The organism is Achromobacter sp. GbtcB20 (assembly GCF_019091095.1).
GTDB classification, from domain to species: Bacteria; Pseudomonadota; Gammaproteobacteria; order Burkholderiales; family Burkholderiaceae_B; genus Achromobacter; species Achromobacter mucicolens.
The window spans coordinates 129557-150953 of the sequence record NZ_JAGXJZ010000015.1 but is presented as its reverse complement, the minus strand read 5'-3'; the positions used below and the strand labels follow the sequence as shown (position 1 = coordinate 150953).

General features: G+C 66.6%; 17 protein-coding genes and 1 pseudogene. 10 read left to right on the top strand and 8 right to left on the bottom strand.

Annotated elements, in window-relative coordinates:
* Positions 1 to 313: hypothetical protein (locus KVT32_RS19460; protein ID WP_217618734.1), on the top strand; the 313-nt coding region annotated here is incomplete at its 5' end.
* Between the two features lie 85 nt (positions 314 to 398).
* On the opposite strand, the gene KVT32_RS19455 is transcribed toward KVT32_RS19460, so the two are convergent.
* The 7 genes from KVT32_RS19455 to KVT32_RS19425 form a co-directional block, all read right to left on the bottom strand.
* Positions 399 to 2186, bottom strand: a complete 1788-nt coding sequence (locus KVT32_RS19455; protein WP_371825603.1) for a methyl-accepting chemotaxis protein — start codon at positions 2184 to 2186, stop codon at positions 399 to 401.
* Positions 2187 to 2340: 154 nt separating this feature from the next.
* On the bottom strand, positions 2341 to 3288 hold the full coding sequence (locus KVT32_RS19450; RefSeq protein WP_152382478.1) for a sensor domain-containing diguanylate cyclase: 948 nt from the start codon (positions 3286 to 3288) through the stop codon (positions 2341 to 2343).
* Positions 3289 to 3401: 113 nt separating this feature from the next.
* Positions 3402 to 4979, bottom strand: a complete 1578-nt coding sequence (locus KVT32_RS19445; protein WP_217618732.1) for a serine hydrolase — start codon at positions 4977 to 4979, stop codon at positions 3402 to 3404.
* A 7-nt stretch (positions 4980 to 4986) separates the two neighbouring features.
* Positions 4987 to 6156 (bottom strand): hypothetical protein, encoded by a 1170-nt coding sequence (locus KVT32_RS19440; protein WP_152382476.1) that lies wholly within the window; start codon positions 6154 to 6156, stop codon positions 4987 to 4989.
* Positions 6156 to 7301, bottom strand: a complete 1146-nt coding sequence (ampH, locus tag KVT32_RS19435) for a D-alanyl-D-alanine-carboxypeptidase/endopeptidase AmpH (RefSeq protein ID WP_152382475.1) — start codon at positions 7299 to 7301, stop codon at positions 6156 to 6158. The genes KVT32_RS19440 and ampH overlap by 1 nt, the downstream gene beginning before the upstream one ends.
* A 153-nt stretch (positions 7302 to 7454) precedes the next feature.
* Positions 7455 to 8369 carry a GAF domain-containing DNA-binding protein gene (locus KVT32_RS19430; protein ID WP_371825602.1) on the bottom strand — a complete coding sequence of 305 codons (915 nt, stop codon included), beginning with the start codon at positions 8367 to 8369 and terminating at the stop codon, positions 7455 to 7457.
* Positions 8370 to 8561: 192 nt separating this feature from the next.
* On the bottom strand, positions 8562 to 9575 hold the full coding sequence (locus tag KVT32_RS19425) for a LacI family DNA-binding transcriptional regulator (RefSeq protein ID WP_152382474.1): 1014 nt from the start codon (positions 9573 to 9575) through the stop codon (positions 8562 to 8564).
* 223 nt (positions 9576 to 9798) lie between these two features.
* On the opposite strand from KVT32_RS19425, the gene KVT32_RS19420 reads away from it, so the two are divergent.
* From KVT32_RS19420 to KVT32_RS19400, 5 genes and pseudogenes are all read left to right on the top strand, one after another.
* The gene (locus KVT32_RS19420; protein WP_175155222.1) at positions 9799 to 10941 is read left to right on the top strand and encodes a mandelate racemase/muconate lactonizing enzyme family protein; all 1143 of its coding nucleotides are present in this window, start codon (positions 9799 to 9801) and stop codon (positions 10939 to 10941) included.
* A gap of 86 nt (positions 10942 to 11027) precedes the next feature.
* Positions 11028 to 11767: pseudogene (locus KVT32_RS19415) on the top strand (Bug family tripartite tricarboxylate transporter substrate binding protein).
* A 197-nt stretch (positions 11768 to 11964) separates the two neighbouring features.
* The gene (locus KVT32_RS19410) at positions 11965 to 13110 is read left to right on the top strand and encodes a muconate/chloromuconate family cycloisomerase (protein WP_217618739.1); all 1146 of its coding nucleotides are present in this window, start codon (positions 11965 to 11967) and stop codon (positions 13108 to 13110) included.
* 37 nt (positions 13111 to 13147) lie between these two features.
* Positions 13148 to 14083, top strand: a complete 936-nt coding sequence (gene catA / locus KVT32_RS19405) for a catechol 1,2-dioxygenase (protein ID WP_128829128.1) — start codon at positions 13148 to 13150, stop codon at positions 14081 to 14083.
* Between the two features lie 17 nt (positions 14084 to 14100).
* Complete coding sequence (locus KVT32_RS19400) at positions 14101 to 14484, top strand: SDR family oxidoreductase (RefSeq protein ID WP_338077624.1); 384 nt, start codon at positions 14101 to 14103, stop codon at positions 14482 to 14484.
* Positions 14485 to 14503: 19 nt separating this feature from the next.
* On the opposite strand, the gene KVT32_RS19395 is transcribed toward KVT32_RS19400, so the two are convergent.
* Positions 14504 to 14962 carry a response regulator gene (locus KVT32_RS19395; protein WP_226846992.1) on the bottom strand — a complete coding sequence of 153 codons (459 nt, stop codon included), beginning with the start codon at positions 14960 to 14962 and terminating at the stop codon, positions 14504 to 14506.
* A gap of 316 nt (positions 14963 to 15278) precedes the next feature.
* Between KVT32_RS19395 and KVT32_RS19390 the strand changes: the two genes are divergently transcribed.
* Genes KVT32_RS19390 through KVT32_RS19375 form a run of 4 tightly spaced genes read left to right on the top strand, consistent with a single transcriptional unit; the run spans position 15279 to position 21390 of the window.
* Positions 15279 to 18704 (top strand): response regulator, encoded by a 3426-nt coding sequence (locus KVT32_RS19390; RefSeq protein ID WP_217618731.1) that lies wholly within the window; start codon positions 15279 to 15281, stop codon positions 18702 to 18704.
* Positions 18705 to 18737: 33 nt separating this feature from the next.
* Positions 18738 to 19577 carry a protein-glutamate O-methyltransferase CheR gene (locus tag KVT32_RS19385; protein ID WP_217618730.1) on the top strand — a complete coding sequence of 280 codons (840 nt, stop codon included), beginning with the start codon at positions 18738 to 18740 and terminating at the stop codon, positions 19575 to 19577.
* Positions 19574 to 20194 carry a chemotaxis protein CheB gene (locus tag KVT32_RS19380; protein WP_056326061.1) on the top strand — a complete coding sequence of 207 codons (621 nt, stop codon included), beginning with the start codon at positions 19574 to 19576 and terminating at the stop codon, positions 20192 to 20194. The genes KVT32_RS19385 and KVT32_RS19380 overlap by 4 nt, the downstream gene beginning before the upstream one ends.
* A 20-nt stretch (positions 20195 to 20214) precedes the next feature.
* A complete protein-coding gene (locus tag KVT32_RS19375) occupies positions 20215 to 21390 on the top strand; it encodes a response regulator (protein ID WP_175155219.1) in 1176 nt (391 codons plus the stop codon).
* The last annotated feature ends 7 nt before the right edge of the window (positions 21391 to 21397 follow it).

Sequence of the window (21397 nt, the reverse complement as noted above, 5' to 3'; positions counted from 1 at the left end):
AGGGGAACTGCGCGACGGACGAGGAAATTTTGTAGACGGGCGCAGTCTTGTGGCGGCGAGCGACTTTGTTGATTTGTTGGGGAATGCACGCTTCGATGGCACGCCAGAATCGAAAAATGGTATCGGTCTGCACGGATCTTCAGTAAGGCGCGGCGCTGCCGGGAGTGACGCCGCCGATGAACGGGGAGCAAGCTCGCAACGCGGAGCGCTCGCAAGAATGAATGTTGCCAATAGTAACTTCATTGCTGCTTTCTCGCCGAACCTCACCACAGACGATGCATTGCAAGGAGGCCAAAACGCACATCGGGCCTGACACCCAGAAGGATGGCAGGCCCGATGTGTCCGATGATTGGTGGGCGACTTGGGCCTGAACTGTGCGGCAAGTCAAAGCCTCCCGATCAGAAACTCTCCCAATCGTCATTCGACTGCGCAGGCTTGCTATCGCCCGGCACGCGCAGCGGCGCCTTAGGCTGCGCGGCCGACTTCGCCTCGGCGCGGCGGGGCGACGCCGGTTTGCCGGCCGCAGCCGGGCGCGACGCGCTGGGCTTGGCCAGCGCGCGTTGCGGCTTGGCAGGCGGCGGCGCAGTCGGCTCGGGCTGCGTCTCGCGCGCCTGAACAATGTGCGCCTGAGCGGGGCGCGCCTGCGCAATTTGCGCGTGCGCCACGGGGCGCGGCGCTTCGTCTTCGGCCAGGCGGAACACGCTGACCAGCTTCACCAGCGTCGCGGCCTGGGCGTTCAGGCTGTGCGCGGCCGCGGCGGATTCTTCCACCAGCGACGCGTTCTGCTGCGTCGTCTGGTCTAGCTGGTTGATGGCGTCGCCCACCTGCGAGATGCCTTGTCCCTGCTCATGCGCGGCGGCGCCGATTTCGGCAATCAGGTCGGCCACGCGGCGCACCTGGGTGACGATGTCGTTCATCGTGCTGCCCGCCTCGCCCACCAGGTTGGAACCGGCTTCGACGTTGCCGACGCTGTCGCCGATCAGTTGCTTGATTTCCTTGGCGGCGCTGGCGCTGCGCTGGGCCAGTGCACGCACTTCGCTGGCCACGACGGCAAAGCCGCGGCCCTGTTCGCCGGCGCGGGCGGCTTCGACGGCCGCGTTCAGCGCGAGGATGTTGGTCTGGAACGCGATGGAATCGATGACGGCGATGATGTCGACGATCTTGCGCGAACTGGCGGAGATGGCGTCCATGGTGCTGACCACGTTGCCGACCACTTGGCCGCCGCGCGCGGCGGCTTCGCTGGCCGAGCCGGCCAGGCTGGCGGCCATCTGCACGGACTCCAGGTTCTGCTTGACCGCCGCGTTCATTTCTTCCATCGAGGCGGCGGTCTCTTCGACGTTGGCGGCCTGCTCTTCGGTGCGCTGGCTGAGATCGGTATTGCCGGTGGAGATCTGGGTGGCGCCCGTGGCGATCGATTCGCTGGACCGGCGCACCTGGCTGACCAGTTGCGCCAGGTTGGCGCGCATGGCGTCCATGTTGGCGAGCACGCTGGTCTGGTCGCCGTCGCGGCGCTGCACGCGCACGGCGAGGTTGCCCTTTGCGACTTCCTGCGCGATCTGGGCCGCGTAGGCGGGTTCGCCGCCCAGGCGGCGCATGACGGAACGCACGAGGCCCAGGCCCAGGGTGCTGCCGATCAGCGCGCACAGCACGATGAGCGCGGTCAGCGTCCAGAACGTGCGTTCGACTGCCGCGGCGGCGTCTTCGGTATCCAGGCGGGCCAGCTCTTCCTGGCGCTTGGCCGCTTCCATCAGGATATTGCGCGCGGCCACGTGCAGTTCGGCCGAGTCCTTGTGCAGCACGGTCATCGCGGTCGGATCGTTGCGGTCGGCCAGTCCCTTCACGTCGTTCACGGCCGCCTTGTAGCGGGTCCAGGTGTCGGCCAGCTTGCCGCCCAGGGCGCGCAGGGCAGGGTCCTGCTCCTGCTGTAGGCGGTCACGCGCTTGCAGCACCGATTTCTCGGAATCGTCGTTCAGGCGCAGTTCGTTCTGCCGGGCTTGCGGATCGGTGTTCCAGATGTAGACGTACATGCGCCGGAAGTGCGTGGCGCCTTGGCGGGCGGCGTCGACGACGACGCGCAGCGGCATGACGGTTTCCGTGTACATGGCGCGCTGCTTCTGGCTGATGCTCCAGAGCTGCTGCATGGCGATGGCGCCGACGGCCACCAGCATCAAGATGAAAAAAAGCACCAGTGCAGTCAGGCTGCTCCGGAGAGAGAGATTTCTGAGTTTGGACATGATGGGCACGCGACGGGGGCGCGGAATGCGCCCTCCACCCGGCCACTACAGCACGTTTTGCTGCACTGCAATACGGGGAACTACGGGTGAAAAAGGCGGATTGGCGCTATTGGCCCACCTGCACATGCTCCACGCGGTTGCGCCCGTTGTTCTTGGCCAGGTACAGCGCCTGATCCACGCCCTTGATGAAGTCGGCCGCCGTCACCGGGCCGGCCGGCGACACCGTGCCCGCGCCGGCGCTGACCGTGACGCGCCTGCCGTGCGGCGACAGCGCGTGGACGATGGCCTTTTTCTGAAGCTGGCGCTGGCAGCGTTCGGCGACCTTGCGGGCGACCTCGGCGTCGGCCTCGGGCAGCAGCACCACGAATTCCTCTCCGCCGTAGCGCGCAACCAGGTCGCGCGGCCCGTCCAGCGCCAGGCTCAGCGTCTCGGCGATTTCGATAAGGCACTTGTCGCCCTGCGTGTGGCCATACAGGTCGTTGTACTGCTTGAAGAAATCGACGTCGAAGAGCAGTACCGACAGGGGCTGGCCCTCGCTGCGCGCACGCTCCCATTCCAGTTCGAAACTGCTGTCGAAGCGCCGCCGGTTCGCGATGTTGGTCAAGCCATCCTTGAAGGACAGGACCTCCAGCTCTTTCTGCAGGCTGAGCAGCTTTTCCTCGGTTTTCTTGCGTTCGGTGATGTCGAACATGAAGCCGATCAAGGCTTCGGGCTCTCCGGTTTCCGTGCGCACGACGTGAACCACGTCGCGGATCCAGACATAACCGTTGTCGCGAGTCAGCGCCCGGTAGTCGGCCTCGTGGTCGATGCCGGCCTGGGATTGCGAGACGCAGAAATTCACCACGTACTCGCGATCCTCGGGGTGCATGCGCATGGCCCAGTCCTCGACGGTGACCCAGCTGTCGGCGCGCCAGCCCAGCAACGCTTCGATCTGGGGGCCGATGTAGGCGAACTTCATGGTGGCCCAATCGATCTTCCAGGGAATCGCCTTGGTCGATTCCAGCAAAGTCCTGTACACCGCGTTGTCGTTGAGAAGCGTGCTGTCGTCGGCCATGCTCGATCCTTCGTGGATTCCGATGAACGGGCACTGTAGCCCGAAGCGTGTGGTGGCGGGAATGGGGGAACGCGATCCGGCGAATGTCGACATTCGACCCGCGCCCGCCCGCTTTACTTGCGGACCCAGCGCCCCAGCCCGGCGCCATCGTAATACTGGATGTCAAAGCCCTGGGCCCGCCCCTGGTCCATCTTGAAGACAATCGATGCGCGCGAGCCGATCATTTCGGCTTCGCCGGCCGGCGAAAAGGCGAACGTGTCGCCGTCCCAGTGGCTCACGGGAAAGCGCATGTCCTTGGGACCAAGAACCAGCGTCAGCGCGCCTTGCGCCTCCTCGATCCGGGCGGGGCCGTAATAGGGGTTGTCGAACGTGCCGGCGTATTGCGGCAAGGCTTTGGCCGCGGCGGGCTTGGCGGGGGCGGCTTTCCCGGTCAGATCGGCCTGCGGCTCGAACAGCACCTTCATGGCGCCGTGGTACGCCGCAAACCAGTCGCGGCTCGGCTGGCCGTACAGCGCGGTGTCGATGAATGTGGCCGCGACGGCTTCGGCCGCGCCCACCGGCGCGCCATTGGTCAGCACGACGATGCCGATGCCGGCGGAAGGCACGATGCGAAACGTCGTTCCCGTGCCCACCAGGAATGCGCCGGAATGTCCCATCGACGGCCGTCCGCCCGTCTCCGTGTTGACGTTGAATCCATAGCCATAAAAGCCGGAACGCGCATCCACATCGGGCGCGCGCGCACTGAAGGCCTGAGGCGACAGCGCTGGCAGCAATGCGCCGGGGGCGGCCAGCGGCTTGCCCTGGTGCTGCCCGTTGGCCAGCAGCAGCTTCAGCCACTGCGCCAGATCCACCACCGTCGAGGACACGCCGCCCGCGGGCGCCTGGGCATCGGCGTTGCGCTGGCCCACCTGTACGAAGCGGCCGTTCTGGTAGGCATGCAGCAAGGCGCGATTGGCATGGGCCTCGAAGGCTGCATGGCGGTAACTCGTCGACGCCATGCCCAGCGGCTTGAACAGCTGCTCGTCGGCAAGCTGCTCCCAGGGTCGTCCCGCTGCCTTGGCCACGGCCTCGGCGCCTATCGTGGTGCTGAAGTTGGCGTAGTGGTACGACGTGCGAAAGGGGGTGAGCGGCACGAGGCGCAGGCGCGCGATGACGTCGTTGCGGGAAAAGCCCAGGTCTTCCAGATCGTCTCCCGCCGTGCCCGGCAGCCCGGTGCGGTGCGCGAAGAAGTCGCCGATGGTGGCGTGTTGGGACACATAGGCGTTGCTGAGCGCAAAGCCGGGCAGGTGACGCGACACGGGATCGTCCCACGCCACCTTGCCCCGCGTGATTTCGATGGCCGCGACGGTTGCCGACAACGACTTGGAGATGGACGCGATCTGGAACACGGTGTTGGCATCCACCGGCGCGTCCTTGCCAGCTTCGCGCGTGCCGTAGCCTTGCGCCAGCACGGTCTTGCCGTCGATGACGACGGCCACGGCAAGGCCGGGCACCTGGCTGCGTTTCATGATGTCCGTGACGATGCCGGGCAAGTCCCGCACGGCGCGTTCGCGGCTGCCGGCCGGGATGGCGACCGCGTCCGCCGGCGGGTAGTCGGCGCGGGTAATCGGCACCGGCTGCGACCCGGCCGGCATGACGCCGCCCAGGGCCAGAACGATCGTTGCGGTAATGCGCGTGATGGTGTTGTTCATGTCGGCCTCAGAATCCTGCCTGGTAAGCGATGCGGAAAACGCCCTGGTTGATGCGCAGGGCCTGGTCACGCTGATGCGTCAGCCCGGCCTGCACGATCAATCCCAAGGGCGTGACGTAGGTGACTGCGCCCGATACTCCCCAATCCGTGCCGTCCTGCAAGCCATGCCGCGCCAGTGTCTGGCTGCCGCCGGTCAGCTTGCGCGCGGCGGCCGTCGCGGTAACCTGCCAGCGGTCACGAGACAACGACACCGAGGTTACGCCATTGCCGTTGGCGACCGGCGCGCCGCGAAAGGCGCTGGAGTAGGTGGCTTCGTTGAACCAGTTCAGGTGCCATGCGTTGCCCAGCGGCACGTCGTAGCTCAGGCGGGCCGACACCGTGTTGGCGCTTTTTCCCTGGTCCGGATCCAGGTGCAGCCGGCCGGCGTCCACCCCGCCCGAGACGCCCGGCAATCCGGGCAGATCGCGAAAGTCGTACGACACGACGAATGACTTGAGCTGGTCGCTGAACAGGGGCGGTTCATCGGGCCCGAGCAGGCCGCCGTCCAGGCTGAACCGGCGGTTCATGGCAGTGTTGTCGCGCTTGAACAGGATGACGGCGACCGAGTGCGCGCCGCGGCCCGCGGTGTCCAGGGTGTAGCGTCCGCCCACACCGATCGAGCCGCGAAATTCCGAGTTCTCGTTGAATCCCGAATACAGGCCGTCCACGACGTGCCAGGCGTCGCCAAATCCCAGGTCCATCTTGCCGCCGTACAGCGCGTAGTTGTCGGCGGTGTAGGCGGCGAACAGGTTGTCCAGATTCGCGCCCAGATCGGAAAACGCGTTGTCCTTGGTGTCGTTGGTGGACGAGTTGAAGGTTGCCTTGGTCCGGAACGAGAACGCCCGCGTCAGTTGCAGCACCAGCGCCGCCTCGGCCGTCGGTTGCACGCTGCTCCAGTGCGAGCGAGGCAGCTGGCCGTTGTCGTCCCGCACGCCAAAAAAGCCCGTGTAGCCCGTCATTAGCAGAAATCTGCCGTTCAGGCGTGGATACGAGTCGTCGCCGTCCGACAGGTCGCTGTAGGGCGTGAGGAAGATTTCGGTCTTGAATATGTCTTGCGCCTGCTGCGCCCACGCGCCCTGCGCGGCCCACGCCAGCAGCAGCGCCGCCGCGGCCAGGCGCGGCGCACGAAGGCGCCGCATCACCGGCCCAGCTCGGCCGCCAGTTCGCGCACCTGCGCATGGATGTTGTTGAACATCCCGAAGTTCACCCGGCTGGCGACGACGAACACGCCCAGGTCGCGGTTGGGCGACAGGACGGCGTAGGACATGAAGCCGCCGATGCCGCCGCTCTTGCCCAGCAGAAACGGCGTGCCGTTGCGCGGCAGGGTCACCACCCAGCCCAGCCCCATGCCGTCGCCATCCGTGACTTCCGTGCCCACGACGGACTTCAGCCCGTCGTACGGCAGCCACATCGTGTGGGCCAGGAGCGCGGCCTCGCGGGCTTGCCGGGCGCCATCCAGATGCCAACGCATCCAGCGCACCATGTCGTCCGCCGTGGCATAGATTCCCGCGCTGGCGTACATGATGTCGGGCGCAACGGCATTGGGATCCGGCTTGTCGAAGGGATCCAGACCGGTCATCAGGCGTTTTTTCTGCGCCTCGGTGAGCACGTTGGTGGCGTCGGTCATGCCGGCGGGCTTGAAGACTTCGTTGGCGAGCACGGTTGAATAGTCCGCGCCGCCCGCCTTGGCCAGCGCGTCGCCCAACAGGCCATAGCCCAGGTTGGAGTACAGCGTGGTGGTGGCCGGCGCATAGGCCGGCTTGTGGGTGCCCATCCACTTCCAGTAATAGGCGCGGTCGAAGGCGTTGAACGGGTTGTCGGAGGGCTTGGCGTCGGGATCGGGCAACTCGCGGGGCAGGCCGGCCGAATGCGTTGCCAGGTCCAGCAGCGTGATCGGCCGGCCGTTGGCGTCGACCTTGGCATGCTCGGGTGCGTATTTCGCAAGCGGATCGGTCAGCTTGAGCTTGCCCTTGGCCGCCAAGGACGCAAGCACATCGCCGGCAAACACCTTGGACACCGACGCGATGCGGAAGATGGACTGGCCGTCGGGTTCGACGCCGCTGCCGGGCGCGGTCTCGCCATAGCCCTGCACAACGACGTCATTGCCGCGCACCGCCGCGATGATCAGCGCGGGCGCGCCGGCGTTCAGGTAGAGCTGCATGCCGGCCATGGAAACGGCATCCTGCAGGGCGAGGTCGGTTGCCCGGGCGGGGCCCGCGCCCAGTGCGCAGACAGCGCTCAAGGCAAGAAGGGAGATGCGCGGCAGAAGGCGGGACGTCAGCATGCGGTTCTCTCGGAGCGGCGCGGCTGGGAGTGTCCCATCCGCATGCCGCGATGATCCCAAAAACCGCCGACGCAGCCATCTGCGCCAGGACGAAACAACATTCCCGCATGATGAATGGCATATTGGGCGGCGCCGCAACCGGCAAACCCGGGCTCAAAGCCCCATGCGTTCGCGCAGCGGCTTGCGATAGGCGCGGGACACGGGCCAGGTGTCGTCCACGGCCCGCATGCGGATCTGCCACTTGTCGACGCTTCTGCGGTCCACGTCCATGACATGCAACGCGTTCGCAATGGCGGTGCGGTGCACCCGGAAGAATGTCTGCTCGGGCAGCAGCGTCGACCAGACGCCGAGCGCGCGCGAATCCAGCACCATCGAGCCGTCCTCGAGCCAGATTTCGCTGTAATTGCCGGCCGAGCGCACGCCCACGATGGCCTCCGGCTGCACGCCGCGGACCACGCCGCGCATGCTCAGGTACACCACTGACGCGGCAGGGTTGCCCAGCGGCGCACGGGTGCGGCCGCTGCCGTACTTGGCCTGACCAATGAGGTTCGCGCATTGGTACAGGGCGCCGACCTCGGCGGCGGACCAGTGCCGGTGGCGCAACGTGGTGTCAAAGCCGATGATGCCTTGCAGCTTGCCGTCATGGCAGACCGGTACGCTCAGCACGCTCTTGTTGCCCTGGCGCTGGAACTCGGCCTGGATGGTGCGCGCGGTGCGGGGCAGGTCGTTGACGTCGTGGATGGCGACTGCCTGGCCCTTGACCATGAAGCGGTGCAGCCAGGCGATCAGCGTGGTGGGCACATCCTGCAGCTCGGCGACGAAAGGGGCGGTCTGGCCACGGCACCATTCATGCGTATTGCGCAGCCGCAGCATGTCCGGGCGGTACTCGATCATCCAGGACCGGTCGATGTCGGAGGTTTCACCCATGTAGGCAAGCTGCTCGGAGATCGCATCGTCCGCGGGCAGCTTGAGCAGGCTCATCGCGCAGTGGTAGACCCATTCAGATGACGGGTCCGGCTGGAGCAGGGTGACGGGGTGAGTCTGGTATTGGCCAACATCATCCTTCACGGGCGGATCCTCTTGAGGCGGCGACGCGCTTCGGGGGCGCGCTGTCGGACGCGCGCGGCTCGGCGGATTTTCCTACCGGCGGCGCGGCATGACAACTGCCGGTCGCGGCCAGGAGCCCAGCCAGGTGGCCCAGCCAGGTGTCTGACACCCTCCGGAGATGATCGTCAGCTAGTGGCTGCGTCTCAACGGGTGTCAGACACCTGGCTGCGTTGTGGCACAGCCGCCCGTCGACTCGCGCTCGACGATCTGGAAACCCACGTCGATGATGCGCTCCTGCGTGCTCTCGCCGCGGCAGCGCGCCATCAGGATGCGCGCGGCCTGAGCGCCGATGTTCGCGCCGTCGACCTGCACGGTGGTCAGCGACGGCGCCAGGTGCGCGGCGAAGTCGGCGCCGCCGAACCCGCAGACCGCCAGGTCCTGCGGCACGCGCAGGCCGCGCACGCGCGCTTCGGTCAGCACGCCCTCGGCAAGCGCGTCGGCGCTACAGAAAATGGCCTGCAGGCCGGGCGCCTTGTCGAACAGTTCGGCGGCGGCGCGCCGGCCGGAAGCCACATTGCTGGGCGCCGGTACCACGGCCGTGGGCACGTCGTGGCCCAGGGTTTCCAGAAAGCCCGCGCGTCGCACGGCGGCACGCTGGTCGTCGCCGGTTGCCAGCCCCACGTTGCGCCATCCCTTGGACAGGAAGAATTCGGCCACGGCGTTACCCACCCTCCGGTGCGAAAAACCCACCAGCATGTCGAGCGGGTGCGCGGTCAGGTCCCAGGTCTCGACGACGGGGATGCCGATTTCGCGCAGGCGGTGCGCGGCCGGTATGTCGCTCAGCAGGCCGGCGACGACGACGCCGTCGACCCGGCGTCCCGCCATGGCATTGAGCAGGGCTTCTTCGCGGCCGCGGTCATAGCCCATCTGCCCCAGGATGAGCTGGTAGCCGTCGCGGTCGAGCTCGGCGGTCAAGGCTTCGATGGTGGGCAGGAACTGCGGCACCGAGATGATGGGGACCAGCGCCGCGACGGTGTGGCTGCGCCGCGACTTCAGGCCGCCGGCCAGCAAGTTCGGGATGTAGCCCGTTTCCGTCACGGCCTGCTGGACTTTCGCGATGGTGGCGTCGGAGACGCGCCCCGGGTTGCCGAGCGCGCGCGATGCGGTGATGAGCGACACGCCAGCGGCGCGGGCGACGTCATGCAGGGTGATGGACTTGGGCTTCATGGGATGGAAGGATAGTACGGGTATGTACGGATCGCGGCGCGGCTTGCCGTGAATTTTGGACAACGTTATCATGACCGCCAGCTGCCACGTTCTCATCGCCGCCGCCAGCAAGGCTCCGCATTCCGGCGCTTTTTATTTGGCCACGAATGACAACGTTGTCCATTAGCTGGGACATCCCGCGCCTGCTGGCCCCAATGCCCATTCAAGACACCTGGAGACTCCTATGACCGCCCCGATCCCCGCCGACCGCATCGCCTGGATGCGTATCTCGTCCTGCTATCTGCCGCTGGCCACCCCGATCAGCGACGCGAAAGTGCTGACCGGCCGCCAAAAGCCGATGACCGAGGTCGCGATGCTGTTCGTCGAAGTGCAGACCGAAAACGGCGACGAAGGTATCGGGCTCAGCTACTCCAAGCGCGCCGGCGGCCCGGGCCAGTTTGCCCACGCCAAGGAGATCGCGCCCGTCCTGATCGGCGAAGACCCCAGCGATATCGGCCGGCTCTGGACCAAGCTGTGCTGGGCGGGCGCGTCCGTGGGCCGCAGCGGCCTGTCCACGCAGGCCATCGCCGCGTTCGACGTGGCGCTTTACGACCTGAAGGCCCGCCGTGCCAAGCTGCCGCTTGCCAAGCTGCTGGGCGCCTATCGCGACTCGGTCGCTTGCTACAACACGTCGGGCGGATTTCTGCACACGCCGCTTGAACAACTGCTTGTGAACGCCAGCGCGTCGCGCGAGCGCGGCATTGGCGGCATCAAGTTGAAGGTCGGTCAGCCCGACCGCCAGCTCGATATCCGCCGCGTCGAAGCCGTGCGCAAGCACCTGGGCGACGACGTGCCGCTGATGGTCGATGCCAACCAGCAATGGGACCGGCCGACGGCCCAGCGCATGTGCCGCATCTTTGAACAATTCAACCTGGTGTGGATCGAAGAGCCGCTGGACGCCTACGACCACGAAGGCCACGCCGCGCTGGCCGCCCAGTTCGACACGCCGATCGCCACCGGCGAAATGCTGACCAGCGCGGCCGAGCACAGCGAGCTGATCCGCCACCGCGCCGCCGACTACGTGCAGCCCGACGCCCCGCGCGTGGGCGGCATCACGCCGTTCCTGAAGATTCTTTCGCAGGCCGAGCAGGCCGGCGCGATGCTGGCGCCGCACTTCGCGATGGAGCTGCACGTGCACCTGGCCGCCATCTATCCGACCGAGCCGTGGGTCGAGCACTTCGACTGGCTGGAGCCGCTTTTCAACGAGCGGCTGGAGATCCGGGACGGCCGCATGCTGGTGCCCAACCGGCCGGGCCTGGGCATCTCGCTCAGCGATCAGGCGCGCGCCTGGACGCGTGAAAGTGTCGAGGTCGGCAAGCGGATCTGATCCATTTCCTGTTCCCGCCGCGGGCCTTGCGGCGGGACGCATGCAACACCACCGGCGCGACAGACGCCATCCCAGAGGAGACTCGCATGAAAAAATGGTTCACCACGCTCGCACTTGGCCTGGCCGTCACGGCGTCGGCCCAGGCGCAGAACTGGCCGGCCAAGCCCGTCACGATGATCGTGCCGTTCCCGCCAGGCGGTTCGACGGACCTCATCGCTCGCACGGTGGCGCCCAAGCTGCAGGAAAAGTTTGGCGCCACCTTCGTGATCGAGAACAAGCCCGGCGCGGGCGGCACGCTGGGCGCCGGGCAGGCCAAGCGCGCCGCGCCCGACGGCTACACGATCCTGGTGTCGTCGCTTGGGCCCTTCGTGATCGGCCCGCATCTGGTCAAGGATCCCGGCTACGACGCGCTCAAGGATTTTGAATACATCACGGTGGCCGTGCAGGGGTCGACGCCAGCTTCAGCAACATCAACACCAGCCTCACGCACATCCAGTCGGGCAAGCTGCGCGCCCTGGCGGTCACGAGCGCGAAGCGTTCGCCCCTGCTGCCGGATGTGCCCACCATGGAAGAGTTGGGCCTGAAGGGCGTGACCGTGACGTCGTGGCAGGCGTTTGCCGGTCCCAGGAACATGCCCGCCGACGTTCGCGACAAGCTGCGCGGCGGCATCGTCGAGGCGCTGAACGACCCGTCGGTCAAACCGCGTTTGCTGGAACTGGGCTTTGAGATCGTCGGCAACACGCCGGCGGAATTCACCAAGTTCCAGGCGGACGAGTTTGCCCGGTGGAAGAAGGTGATCGAAGTGGGCAAGATCACGGCGAATTGATCTTGACGGGGGCGGGGGGAGAAGACTGCTTCGATCCCGATATAACCCGAAAAGTATCGGTATCCGGCCCCGTTCTCCTGAGGCGGGGCTTTTTATTTATGCCTTGAAGGTATCAATTCGGATTCTCAAAGTATTGGACGCGCAGAGTCGCCGGCTCTTATAAACGCCGTGTGACCACCTCTTCTACACCGCCGTCCATGCCCGCAGCCTTCATCGAACGCATCGAAACCTCTCTCGTCGACCTTCCCACCATCCGCCCGCACAAACTGTCGGTGGCCACGATGTATGGCCAGACGCTGATGCTGGTGAAGGTGTTCTGCAGCGACGGCGTGGTGGGCATTGGCGAAGGCACCACCATCGCCGGCATGGCGTACGGCCCGGAAAGCCCCGAGGCCATGAAGCTGTCGATCGACGCATACTTCGCGCCCGCCATGATCGGCCAGGACGCCACGCGCATCCAGGCGCTGATGGCGCATCTGGGCAAGCTCGTCAAGGTCAATCACTTTGCCAAGAGCGCGCTGGAGATCGCGCTGCTGGATGCGCAGGGCAAGCGCCTGGGCGTGCCGGTCAGCGAACTGCTGGGCGGCCGCCGCCGGGACCGGCTGCCCGTGGCCTGGACGCTGGCGTCCGGCGACACCACGCGCGACATTGCGGAGGCCGAGCAGATGCTGCAAGAGCGCCGCCACCGCATCTTCAAGCTGAAGATCGGCGCGCGGGATCCGAAGACGGATATCGAGCACGTGGCCGCGATCAAGCGCGCGCTGGGCGACCGCGGTTCGGTGCGGGTCGACGTGAACATGGCGTGGAGCGAAACGCAGGCGGCCTGGGCGATTCCGGCCTTGGCGCAGGCGGGCTGCGAACTGGTGGAGCAGCCGGTGGCCAGTGCCGCGGCGCTGGCGCGGCTAATGCGCCGGTTTCCGGTGGCGCTGATGGCCGACGAGGTTTTGCAAGGCCCGGATACCGCGTTCGAGATCGCGCGCCAGCACGGCGCCGATGTCTTCGCCATCAAGATCGAGCAGAACGGCGGCCTTTTTGCGGCGCAGCGCGTGGCGGCGATTGCCGACGCGGCGGGCATCGAACTCTATGGCGGCACGATGCTGGAAGGCGCGGTCAGCACGGTGGCATCGGCTCACCTGTTTGCAAGCTTTGCCCAGCTGCAATGGGGCACGGAGCTCTTCGGCCCCTTGCTGATCACCGAGGAAATCCTGACGCAGCCGCTGGACTACAGCGACTTCGAGCTGACCGTGCCCGCCGGCCCGGGTCTGGGCATCACGCTGGACGACGACCGCGTCAAGCGCTTCACGCGCGATGGACTGGTCAAGGTCACGAACAAGAAACACTGAACACACCAAACAAACAGATAACCCACTGGAGACAGACATGAGCCTCGACGTATTCAACACGAAGGAAGTGCAGGACCTGCTGAAGGCCGCGACCAATCTGGACGGCAGCGAAGGCAACCCCCGCTTCAAGCAGATTCTGAACCGCCTGTTGAGCGACCTTTTCAAGGCCATCGACGATCTGGACATCACGCCCGATGAAGTGTGGGCGGGCGTCAATTACCTGAATCAGTTGGGCCGCGACGGGGAGGCCGCGCTGCTGGCCGCCGGACTGGGACTGGAGAAGTATCTGGACGTGCGCATGGACCACGAGGACAAGCTGGCCGGCCTGGATGGCGGCACGCCGCGCACCATCGAAGGCCCGCTCTACGTGGCCGGCGCGCCGGTGCGCGATGGCGTGTCGCGCATCGATGCCGATCCGGATGCCAACGCCGGTCCGCTGGTGATCCGCGGCATCGTGCGCGATACCCGCGGCGAGCCGCTGGCCAATGCGGTCGTCGAGTGCTGGCATGCCAATTCCAACGGCTTTTACTCGCACTTCGACCCGACGGGCGCGCAGACCGACTTCAACCTGCGCGGCGCGGTGCGTACCGGCCCGGACGGCAAGTATGAGTTCCGCACCCTGATGCCGGTCGGCTATGGCTGTCCGCCCCAGGGCGCCACCCAGCAGCTGCTGGACGCGCTGGGCCGCCACGGCAACCGCCCGGCGCACGTGCACCTTTTTGTCAGCGCGGATCAGCATCGTAAGCTGACGACGCAATTCAATATCGAGGGCGACCCCCTCATCTGGGACGATTTCGCTTACGCCACCCGCGAAGCGTTGATCCCGCCGGTGACCGACAAGACCGGCGGCGCCGAACTGGGCCTGAAGGCAGACGCGTACAAGGAAATCGTCTTCGACGTCGTGCTCACGGGCCTTGTGCAAGGCAAGGACAACCAGATCGTCAATCGCCTGCGCGCGTCCGCCCAGGCCTGATCCCGGCAGGCATCGCCGTGACGAGATGCCGCCACCACCCCCCACCTCATACCGATAACGCGCTCCGCGCGGAGCCGTGCCGCGAGGTGACCCCGGTGATGCGCAATCAGGGGCGGGGCGCCATTGTGAACGTGGGCTCAAACGCCACCCGTGGCATTTACCGCGTGCCGTATTCCGCGTCCAAGGGCGGCGTGCGCGCCATCCCGCGCAACACCGAAGCCCCTTCGGAGCAGGACCGCATCTGGCAGCGGGAAATGTATACGGATTGTCTGGCCGGCACGCCCATGCACCGCATGGGCAGCATGGAAGAGGTTGCCGCTGCGATCTGCTTTCTGGCGGCGCCCGAGGCGTCCTACATCACGGGTCAGGTGATGTACGTGGCGGGCGGGCACGTGGGGTGAGGACGCCGGTCACGCGGCGTCATGCCGCCTGAACGAGCCGCTCCAGGCTGGCGGCGCCCAAGCGGCTGAAAGAGGCCGTCAGCCGGCCCGAGCCCCCGCGCGCCGGCGACGGCGGCTGCGCCGCTTGCGTCAGGCGGCGCACCGCCTTCAGCACTTCATCCGGGTTGGCCGGCTTGCGCATCAGGACCGCGCGTTCGCCGCAGGCTTCCAGCATTTCATGTTCGGGGCGGCCGCTCAGGACCAGCACGGGCGTGTCGTGCAGGTAGGCGTTTTCCCGCATGGCGGTCAGGAGGGCGCCGCCATCCATGCCGGGCATGGAAAGATCGGTGATGACGAGGTCGGGGCGCAGCGCAATCATCTGCTGCAGCGCGGTGAGTCCGTCGGTATGCGTCGTTACGTCATAGCCTTCGCTGCTCAGGAACTCGCTCATCAGGGCGACCAACGTGGGTTGGTCGTCCACCAAAAGGATTTTCTTCATGATTGTCAGTGCCGCGGACGGCTGGGAATTCGGTTGTCTGCGCCATCGGCTGGCCGCGCGGTCACGCGGGCAGGGCCGGGGCATGCCGGACTAGGCGGCAGCCGCGAGTAGGGGGGCAGTGCGTGCAGGCGAAATCCTAGGGCATGCCCGGGCTGATAGGGTGTCGTAGTTGTATCCATACGCAACCATCTCGCTTCAGGTACCTGTATAGTTGCACAGTTCGAAAGATTTCTATGGTCTTGTTCAGTCCGCATAATCCTTCGGATCCTCGCATTGCGCGATTCGCGCGCCTTTCCTGATTTGGTAAATCGACCTCATGCTGAAATCGCCGCAGCCCGCCAGCCGCCTTGCCTTTCCTCGCACTCTGATGGCCGGATTCGTCTTGGCGGCGGTGGCCACGCTGGTCATCGCCTTCGTCAACGTCCGGTCCGCGGACACCCGGGCGCGCGCCGTCCAGGCCATGGACCGCGCCACCGAGTCGCTGCGCCAGCTCAGCCTGTTCAATTCCGCCTTGAAAGACGCCGAGATCGGGCAGCGAGGCTATCTGCTGACGGGCGACCCGTCTTATCTGGAACCCTACGTGCGCTCCGTGCCGCTGATCGAGCAGCGGTTGGCGGTCGTGAAGGAAGCCGCTAATGACAATACCGCGCAGCGCCGGATCGCCAATGACATCGCCGGCATCACGCAGCAAAAGCTCAGCGAACTGAACAACACCATCGAAATGCGCAAGGCGGGCGACGCCGAGGGCGCGATGGCGGTGGTGCGAACCGATTCTGGCAAGGACGCCATGGACCGCCTGCGCGATCTGGTCGGCGAGCTCTACGCCCTGCAGATGGATCAGATCCAGCGCGAGCGCAATGCGTGGAACCAGGCCTCGACGATCTCGACCTACTACTCGTGGGGCGGCGCGCTGCTGCTGCTGGCCCTGATCGTGGCCTCGGCCGGCATGACCATCCGCGAATACCGCATCAAGGCGCGGCAGGCGTGGGTGACGACGGGCTTGTCCGGTCTCAGCATGCGGCTGCGGGGCGACCTGCGCCTGGATGAAATCGGCAGGCGGGCGCTGGATTACCTGGCCGAGTACCTGCATGCCAGCGTGGGCGCGGGGTATGTCGTCAATGGTGACGATCTGGAGCTTTTTGGCGGCTACGCGCTGCCGCCCGAGCGGCTGCCGCAAAAGATCCCGCTGGCGCAGGGCCTGGCCGGCCAGTCGGCCACGTCGCGCAAGCTGCTGCACGTGCGCAACGTCCCTGCCGGCCACCTGGAAGTGTCGTCGGCCACGGGGCGCTCGACGCCGACCGAACTGGTGGTGGCGCCGGCCATGCAGTACGAGCGCGTGTATGCCGTCATCGAGCTGGGCTTCAATCATTCGGTCAGCGAGAGCGAGCGCAGCCTGCTTGAAGGCGCGTCGGAAATGCTGGCGTCGGCGATCCGGGCGGGCATGGACCGTTCGCGTCTGGAAGCGCTGCTGGCCGAGACGCAGCGCCAGTCCGAAGAGTTGCAGACCCAGCAGGAAGAGCTGCGCGTGAGCAACGAGGAACTGGAGCAGCAAAGCCGCATCCTGCAGGAATCGCAGGCGCGCATGGAATTGCAGCAGACCGAGCTTGAGCAGACCAACCTCAATCTGGAATCCCAGACCGAACAGCTTCTGCGCGTGCAAAGCGCGCTGACGGACAAGGCGCGCCTTCTGACGCAGGCCAGCCAGTACAAGAGCGAGTTCCTGGCCAACATGAGCCACGAGCTGCGCACGCCGCTGAATTCGACGTTGATCCTGGCCAAGCTGCTGTCCGACAACAAGACGGGCAACCTGTCTGCCGACCAGGTGAAGTACGCCCAGACCATTCACGCGGCGGGACGCGACCTGCTGGCGCTCATCAACGACATCCTGGATCTGGCCAAGATCGAAGCCGGCCAGGCGACGGTGGAGGTCGAAGAGGTGGCCGTTGCCCCGGCCCTCCAGCGCCTCTTGGAGCCTTTGCAGCCGCTGGCCCAAGAGAAGGGGCTGACGCTGGAGCTGGATATCGCGCGCGACGTGCCCGACACCCTGCGCACGGATCCGCAGCGCCTGGGGCAGGTGCTGAAAAACCTGCTGTCCAACGCCATCAAGTTCACCGACAAGGGGTTCGTGGCGCTGCGCGTGGCGCGGGCGCCGGGAAGGATGGTGTCCTTTGCGGTGCACGATACCGGCATCGGCGTGCCCGCCGAACAGCACGAACTGATTTTCGAGGCATTCCGCCAGGCCGACGGCAGCACCCACCGCAAGCACGGCGGCACCGGGCTGGGCCTGTCGATTTCGCGCGACCTGGCCAAGCTGCTGGGCGGCACGCTGTCGCTGACCAGCACCCCCGGGCAGGGCAGCGTGTTCACGCTGCTGCTGCCGATGAACCTGCTGGTTGTTTCGCCCGCGCCGGCGGCCAAGGATCGGACCGATGCGCCCGCGATGCCCGCGATCCCGGCGCAACCGGCCCCGGCCACGCCCGCCGTTCCCGCCACCGCTCAAGCCGACCCGCAAGCGGCGGCTGAGCCCGCCGAACCGGAACCCGCGCAAGCGTATGCCCGCACCATCCTCGTCATCGAGGACGACGAGCGCTTTGCCGGCATCCTGTCCGATCTGGCGCACGAGATGGGCTTTGGCTGCCTGACCGCGCATACCGCGACGGATGGCCTGGCGCTGGCGTCCCAGCGGCGGCCCGACGCGATCGTGCTGGACGTGAACCTGCCCGACTTTTCCGGCCTGGGCGTGCTGGATCAGCTCAAGCGCAACCCGGCCACCCGGCACATTCCGGTTCATATCGTGTCGGTGGCGGACTACGCGCAGGAAGCGCTGGTTCGCGGCGCGGTGGGCTACGCGCTCAAGCCGGTCAAGCGCGAGGAACTGGTGCACGCGCTGCACCGGCTGGAAGCCAAGTTCACGCAGAACGTGCGGCGCGTGCTGGTCGTCGAGGACGATGACCGCCAACGCGACAGCGTGCGCGAACTGCTGGCGCGCGACGACGTCGAGATCGTGCTGGCCGCCACCGCCGGCGATGCGCTGACGCTGCTGCGCGACACCACCTACGACTGCGTGGTCATGGACCTGAACCTGCCCGACATGAGCGGTTACGAACTCCTGCGCGAAATGGCCGAGCAGGACAGCGTGTCGTTCCCGCCGGTGATCGTGTACACCGGCCGCGCGCTGTCGCGCGACGAAGAACAGCAGCTGCGCCGCTTCTCCAAGTCGATCATCATCAAGGACGCGCGCTCGCCCGAGCGCCTGCTGGACGAGGTGACGCTGTTCCTGCACCAGGTGGAAGCCGAACTGCCGCCGCAGCAGCGCCAGATGCTGGAGCTGGCGCGCAGCCGCGACACCACGCTGGAAGGCCGCACCGTGCTGGTGGTGGAAGACGACGTGCGCAACGTGTTCGCGCTGTCCAGCATCCTGGAGCCGACCGGCCTGCACGTGGAGATCGCGCGCAACGGACGCGAGGCGCTGGATGCGCTGGGCCGCGCCGGCGTGAACGGCCACCGCGCGGTCGACCTGGTGCTGATGGACATCATGATGCCGGAGATGGACGGCTACACGGCCATGCGCGAGATCCGCGCGCGGCCCGAGTGGCGCCGGCTGCCCATCATCGCCCTGACGGCCAAGGCCATGAAGGACGACCAGGAGAAATGCCTGGCCGCGGGAGCCAACGACTACATCTCCAAGCCGCTGGATGTCGAGCGCCTCTTGTCGCTGGTGCGCGTCTGGATGCGCAAGTAAGCCTGACCCGACCAGGACACAGCGATCACGCCCATGCCGACACAGAACAAGGCGCACATCGAAGACATCGAGCAGCGGCTGCTGCTCGATGCCATCTATCACCGGTATCACTATGACTTTCGCGAGTATGCGCAGGCCTCGCTGAAACGGCGCCTGCGCACCGCGCTGGGCGAGTTCGATTGCAAGACGCTGTCGCAACTGCAGGACCGCGTGCTGCACGATCCGTCCGTTTTCACTGGCCTTCTGCAATACCTGACGGTGCAGGTCAGCGACATGTTCCGCGACCCCAGCTACTTCCTGGCGCTGCGCCGCGAGGTCGTGCCCATTCTTCGCACCTATCCCTCGATCAAGGTGTGGGTGGCCGGGTGCAGCACCGGCGAAGAGGTCTATTCGCTGGCCATCCTGCTGCACGAGGAAGGCCTGCTGGACCGGTCGCTGATCTATGCCACCGATATCAATCCGCACGCGCTTCGCGCGGCCGAGCAGGGCGTCTTCGACCTGGACCGGGCGGCGGCCTTCACGGCCAACCACGCCCAGTCCGGCGGACGCAGCTCGCTGTCCGACTACTACACGGCGCGCTATGGCCGGGTGGTGTTCGACAAGTCGCTGCGCGAACACATGGTGTTCTCCGACCACAGCTTGTCCACGGACAGCGTGTTTGCCGAAGTGCATCTGGTGTCGTGCCGCAACGTGCTCATCTACTTCGAGCGCGACCTGCAGAACCGGGCGCTGGGACTGTTCCACGATGCGCTGGTGCATCGCGGATTCCTGGGACTGGGGTCCCGGGAATCGGTCCGGTTCTCGGCGCAGGCCGACGGTTTTGACGACTTCGTGCTGGCGGACCGCATCTACCGCAAGAAGGCCGAACTGTGACCGCGCGCGCACCGGACCCTCGTGCCGATGCGCAGGCCGCAGCCTCCTGGGATGCGATCGTCATCGGCGGATCCTCGGGCGCGATCGACGCCTTGAATGTCTTGCTGCCGGCGCTTCCGGCCGGCCTGCGCGCCGGTGTGGTGGTGGTGCTGCATCTGCCGTGCGACCGGCGCAGCCTGCTGCCGGACATTTTTGGCTACCGCTGCGCGTTGACCGTGCTGGAAGCCCAGGACCAGCAGCCGATACAGCCCGGGAATGTGTATTTCGCGCCACCCGGCTACCACCTGCTGGTGGATCGGGGGCCGCGCCTGGCGCTGTCGATCGACCCGCCGGTGAATTTTTCGCGCCCGTCCATTGACGTGCTTTTTCAATCAGCGGCCGATTGTTATGGCGATCGGCTGCTGGGCGTGCTGCTGTCGGGCGCCAACGAGGACGGCGCCGAAGGCCTGGCTGCCATCCAGGCGGCCGGCGGCCGCACGCTGGTGCAGTCGCCCGAGTCGGCCCCCGTGCGCACCATGCCGGACGCCGCGCTGGCGCTGGTTCCGGCGGCGCGGGCCCTGACGCCCGACGAGATTGCCGCTGTTTTCGCGCAGTTGCCCACGAGGCGGCTGCCCTGAAACCCTACCGCATTGACACCATGATCCCGACATCAGCCCCTTCCCACGACGACCGCATCAAATGCCTGCTGGTCGACGACATTCCGGAGAATCTGATTGCGCTCGAGGCGCTGCTTGCCAGCGACCGTGTCGAGGTGCTGAAGGCCCAATCCGGCCCGCAGGCGCTGGAGCTGCTGCTGCGCCACAGCGACGTCGCGCTGGCGTTGCTGGACGTGCAGATGCCCGACATGAACGGCTTCGAGCTGGCCGAACTGATCCGGGGCAGCGAGCGCACGCGCCACATTCCGCTGATCTTCATCACCGCCGGCTCGCGCGAGCAGAACTGGCAGTTCCGCGGCTACGAGAGCGGCGCGGTGGACTTCCTGTACAAGCCGGTGGACCCGTACATGCTGCGCAGCAAGGCGAACGTGTTCTTCGAACTGCACGAGCGCAAGCGTGCGCTGGCGCAGCAGCTGGAAGAACGCACCGAGGCGCTGCGGGTGAACGAAATGTTCATGGCGGTGCTGAGCCACGACCTGCGTACGCCGCTGCAGGCCATCATCATGGGCGCCACGGTGCTGCAGCGCCGCGGCGACGACGAGCGCGTGGCCAGCCTGGCGCGGCGCATGCTGCAAAGCAGCGAGCGCATGTCGTGCCTGATCGAAGACCTGCTCGATGTGACGCGCATCCGCCAGGCGGGCGGCCTTGCGCTGTCGCCGGAAGCCCTGCGCATGGATGCGCTGGTCGAGCGCACGCTGGACGAAGTGCGCACGGGCTTTCCCGAGCGCCACGTGGAATCGCTTAGCCGCGGCGACGCGGCCGGTTCATGGGACGGCGCGCGCATCTCCCAGGTCATCGCCAACCTGGTCGGCAACGCCTTGCATCATGGCAGCAAGACCGCGCCGGTTCGCGTCGAGGTCAACGGCGAGGCCCCGTGCGAGGTGGTCGTGACGGTGTCCAATGGCGGCACCATTCCGCCCGAGCTGCTCCCGCATCTGTTCAACCCCTTCCGCAGCGGCGCGCGCCGCCCCGGCGGTCATCACGGCCTGGGCCTGGGCCTGTTCATTGCGCAACAGATCGTGGCCTCGCATGGCGGGTGCATCAGCGTGGACTCGCGCGACGACGTGACGAGTTTCCGGGTGGCCCTGCCGCGGCATGCCGAGCCGGCCGGTGCGCCGGTGATCGGCCAGCGAATCGGCAACGCGACGCCGGCCTGATTTCCGC

Coding starts and splice junctions, on each gene's coding strand:
- KVT32_RS19450 (WP_152382478.1), bottom strand. CDS start 3,288: ATGGCCGACGACAGCACGCTTCTCAACGACAACGCGGTGTACAGGACT.
- KVT32_RS19445 (WP_217618732.1), bottom strand. CDS start 4,979: ATGAACAACACCATCACGCGCATTACCGCAACGATCGTTCTGGCCCTG.
- KVT32_RS19440 (WP_152382476.1), bottom strand. CDS start 6,156: ATGCGGCGCCTTCGTGCGCCGCGCCTGGCCGCGGCGGCGCTGCTGCTG.
- ampH (WP_152382475.1), bottom strand. CDS start 7,301: ATGCTGACGTCCCGCCTTCTGCCGCGCATCTCCCTTCTTGCCTTGAGC.
- KVT32_RS19425 (WP_152382474.1), bottom strand. CDS start 9,575: ATGAAGCCCAAGTCCATCACCCTGCATGACGTCGCCCGCGCCGCTGGC.
- KVT32_RS19420 (WP_175155222.1), top strand. CDS start 9,799: ATGACCGCCCCGATCCCCGCCGACCGCATCGCCTGGATGCGTATCTCG.
- KVT32_RS19410 (WP_217618739.1), top strand. CDS start 11,965: ATGCCCGCAGCCTTCATCGAACGCATCGAAACCTCTCTCGTCGACCTT.
- catA (WP_128829128.1), top strand. CDS start 13,148: ATGAGCCTCGACGTATTCAACACGAAGGAAGTGCAGGACCTGCTGAAG.
- KVT32_RS19395 (WP_226846992.1), bottom strand. CDS start 14,962: ATGAAGAAAATCCTTTTGGTGGACGACCAACCCACGTTGGTCGCCCTG.
- KVT32_RS19390 (WP_217618731.1), top strand. CDS start 15,279: ATGCTGAAATCGCCGCAGCCCGCCAGCCGCCTTGCCTTTCCTCGCACT.
- KVT32_RS19385 (WP_217618730.1), top strand. CDS start 18,738: ATGCCGACACAGAACAAGGCGCACATCGAAGACATCGAGCAGCGGCTG.
- KVT32_RS19375 (WP_175155219.1), top strand. CDS start 20,215: ATGATCCCGACATCAGCCCCTTCCCACGACGACCGCATCAAATGCCTG.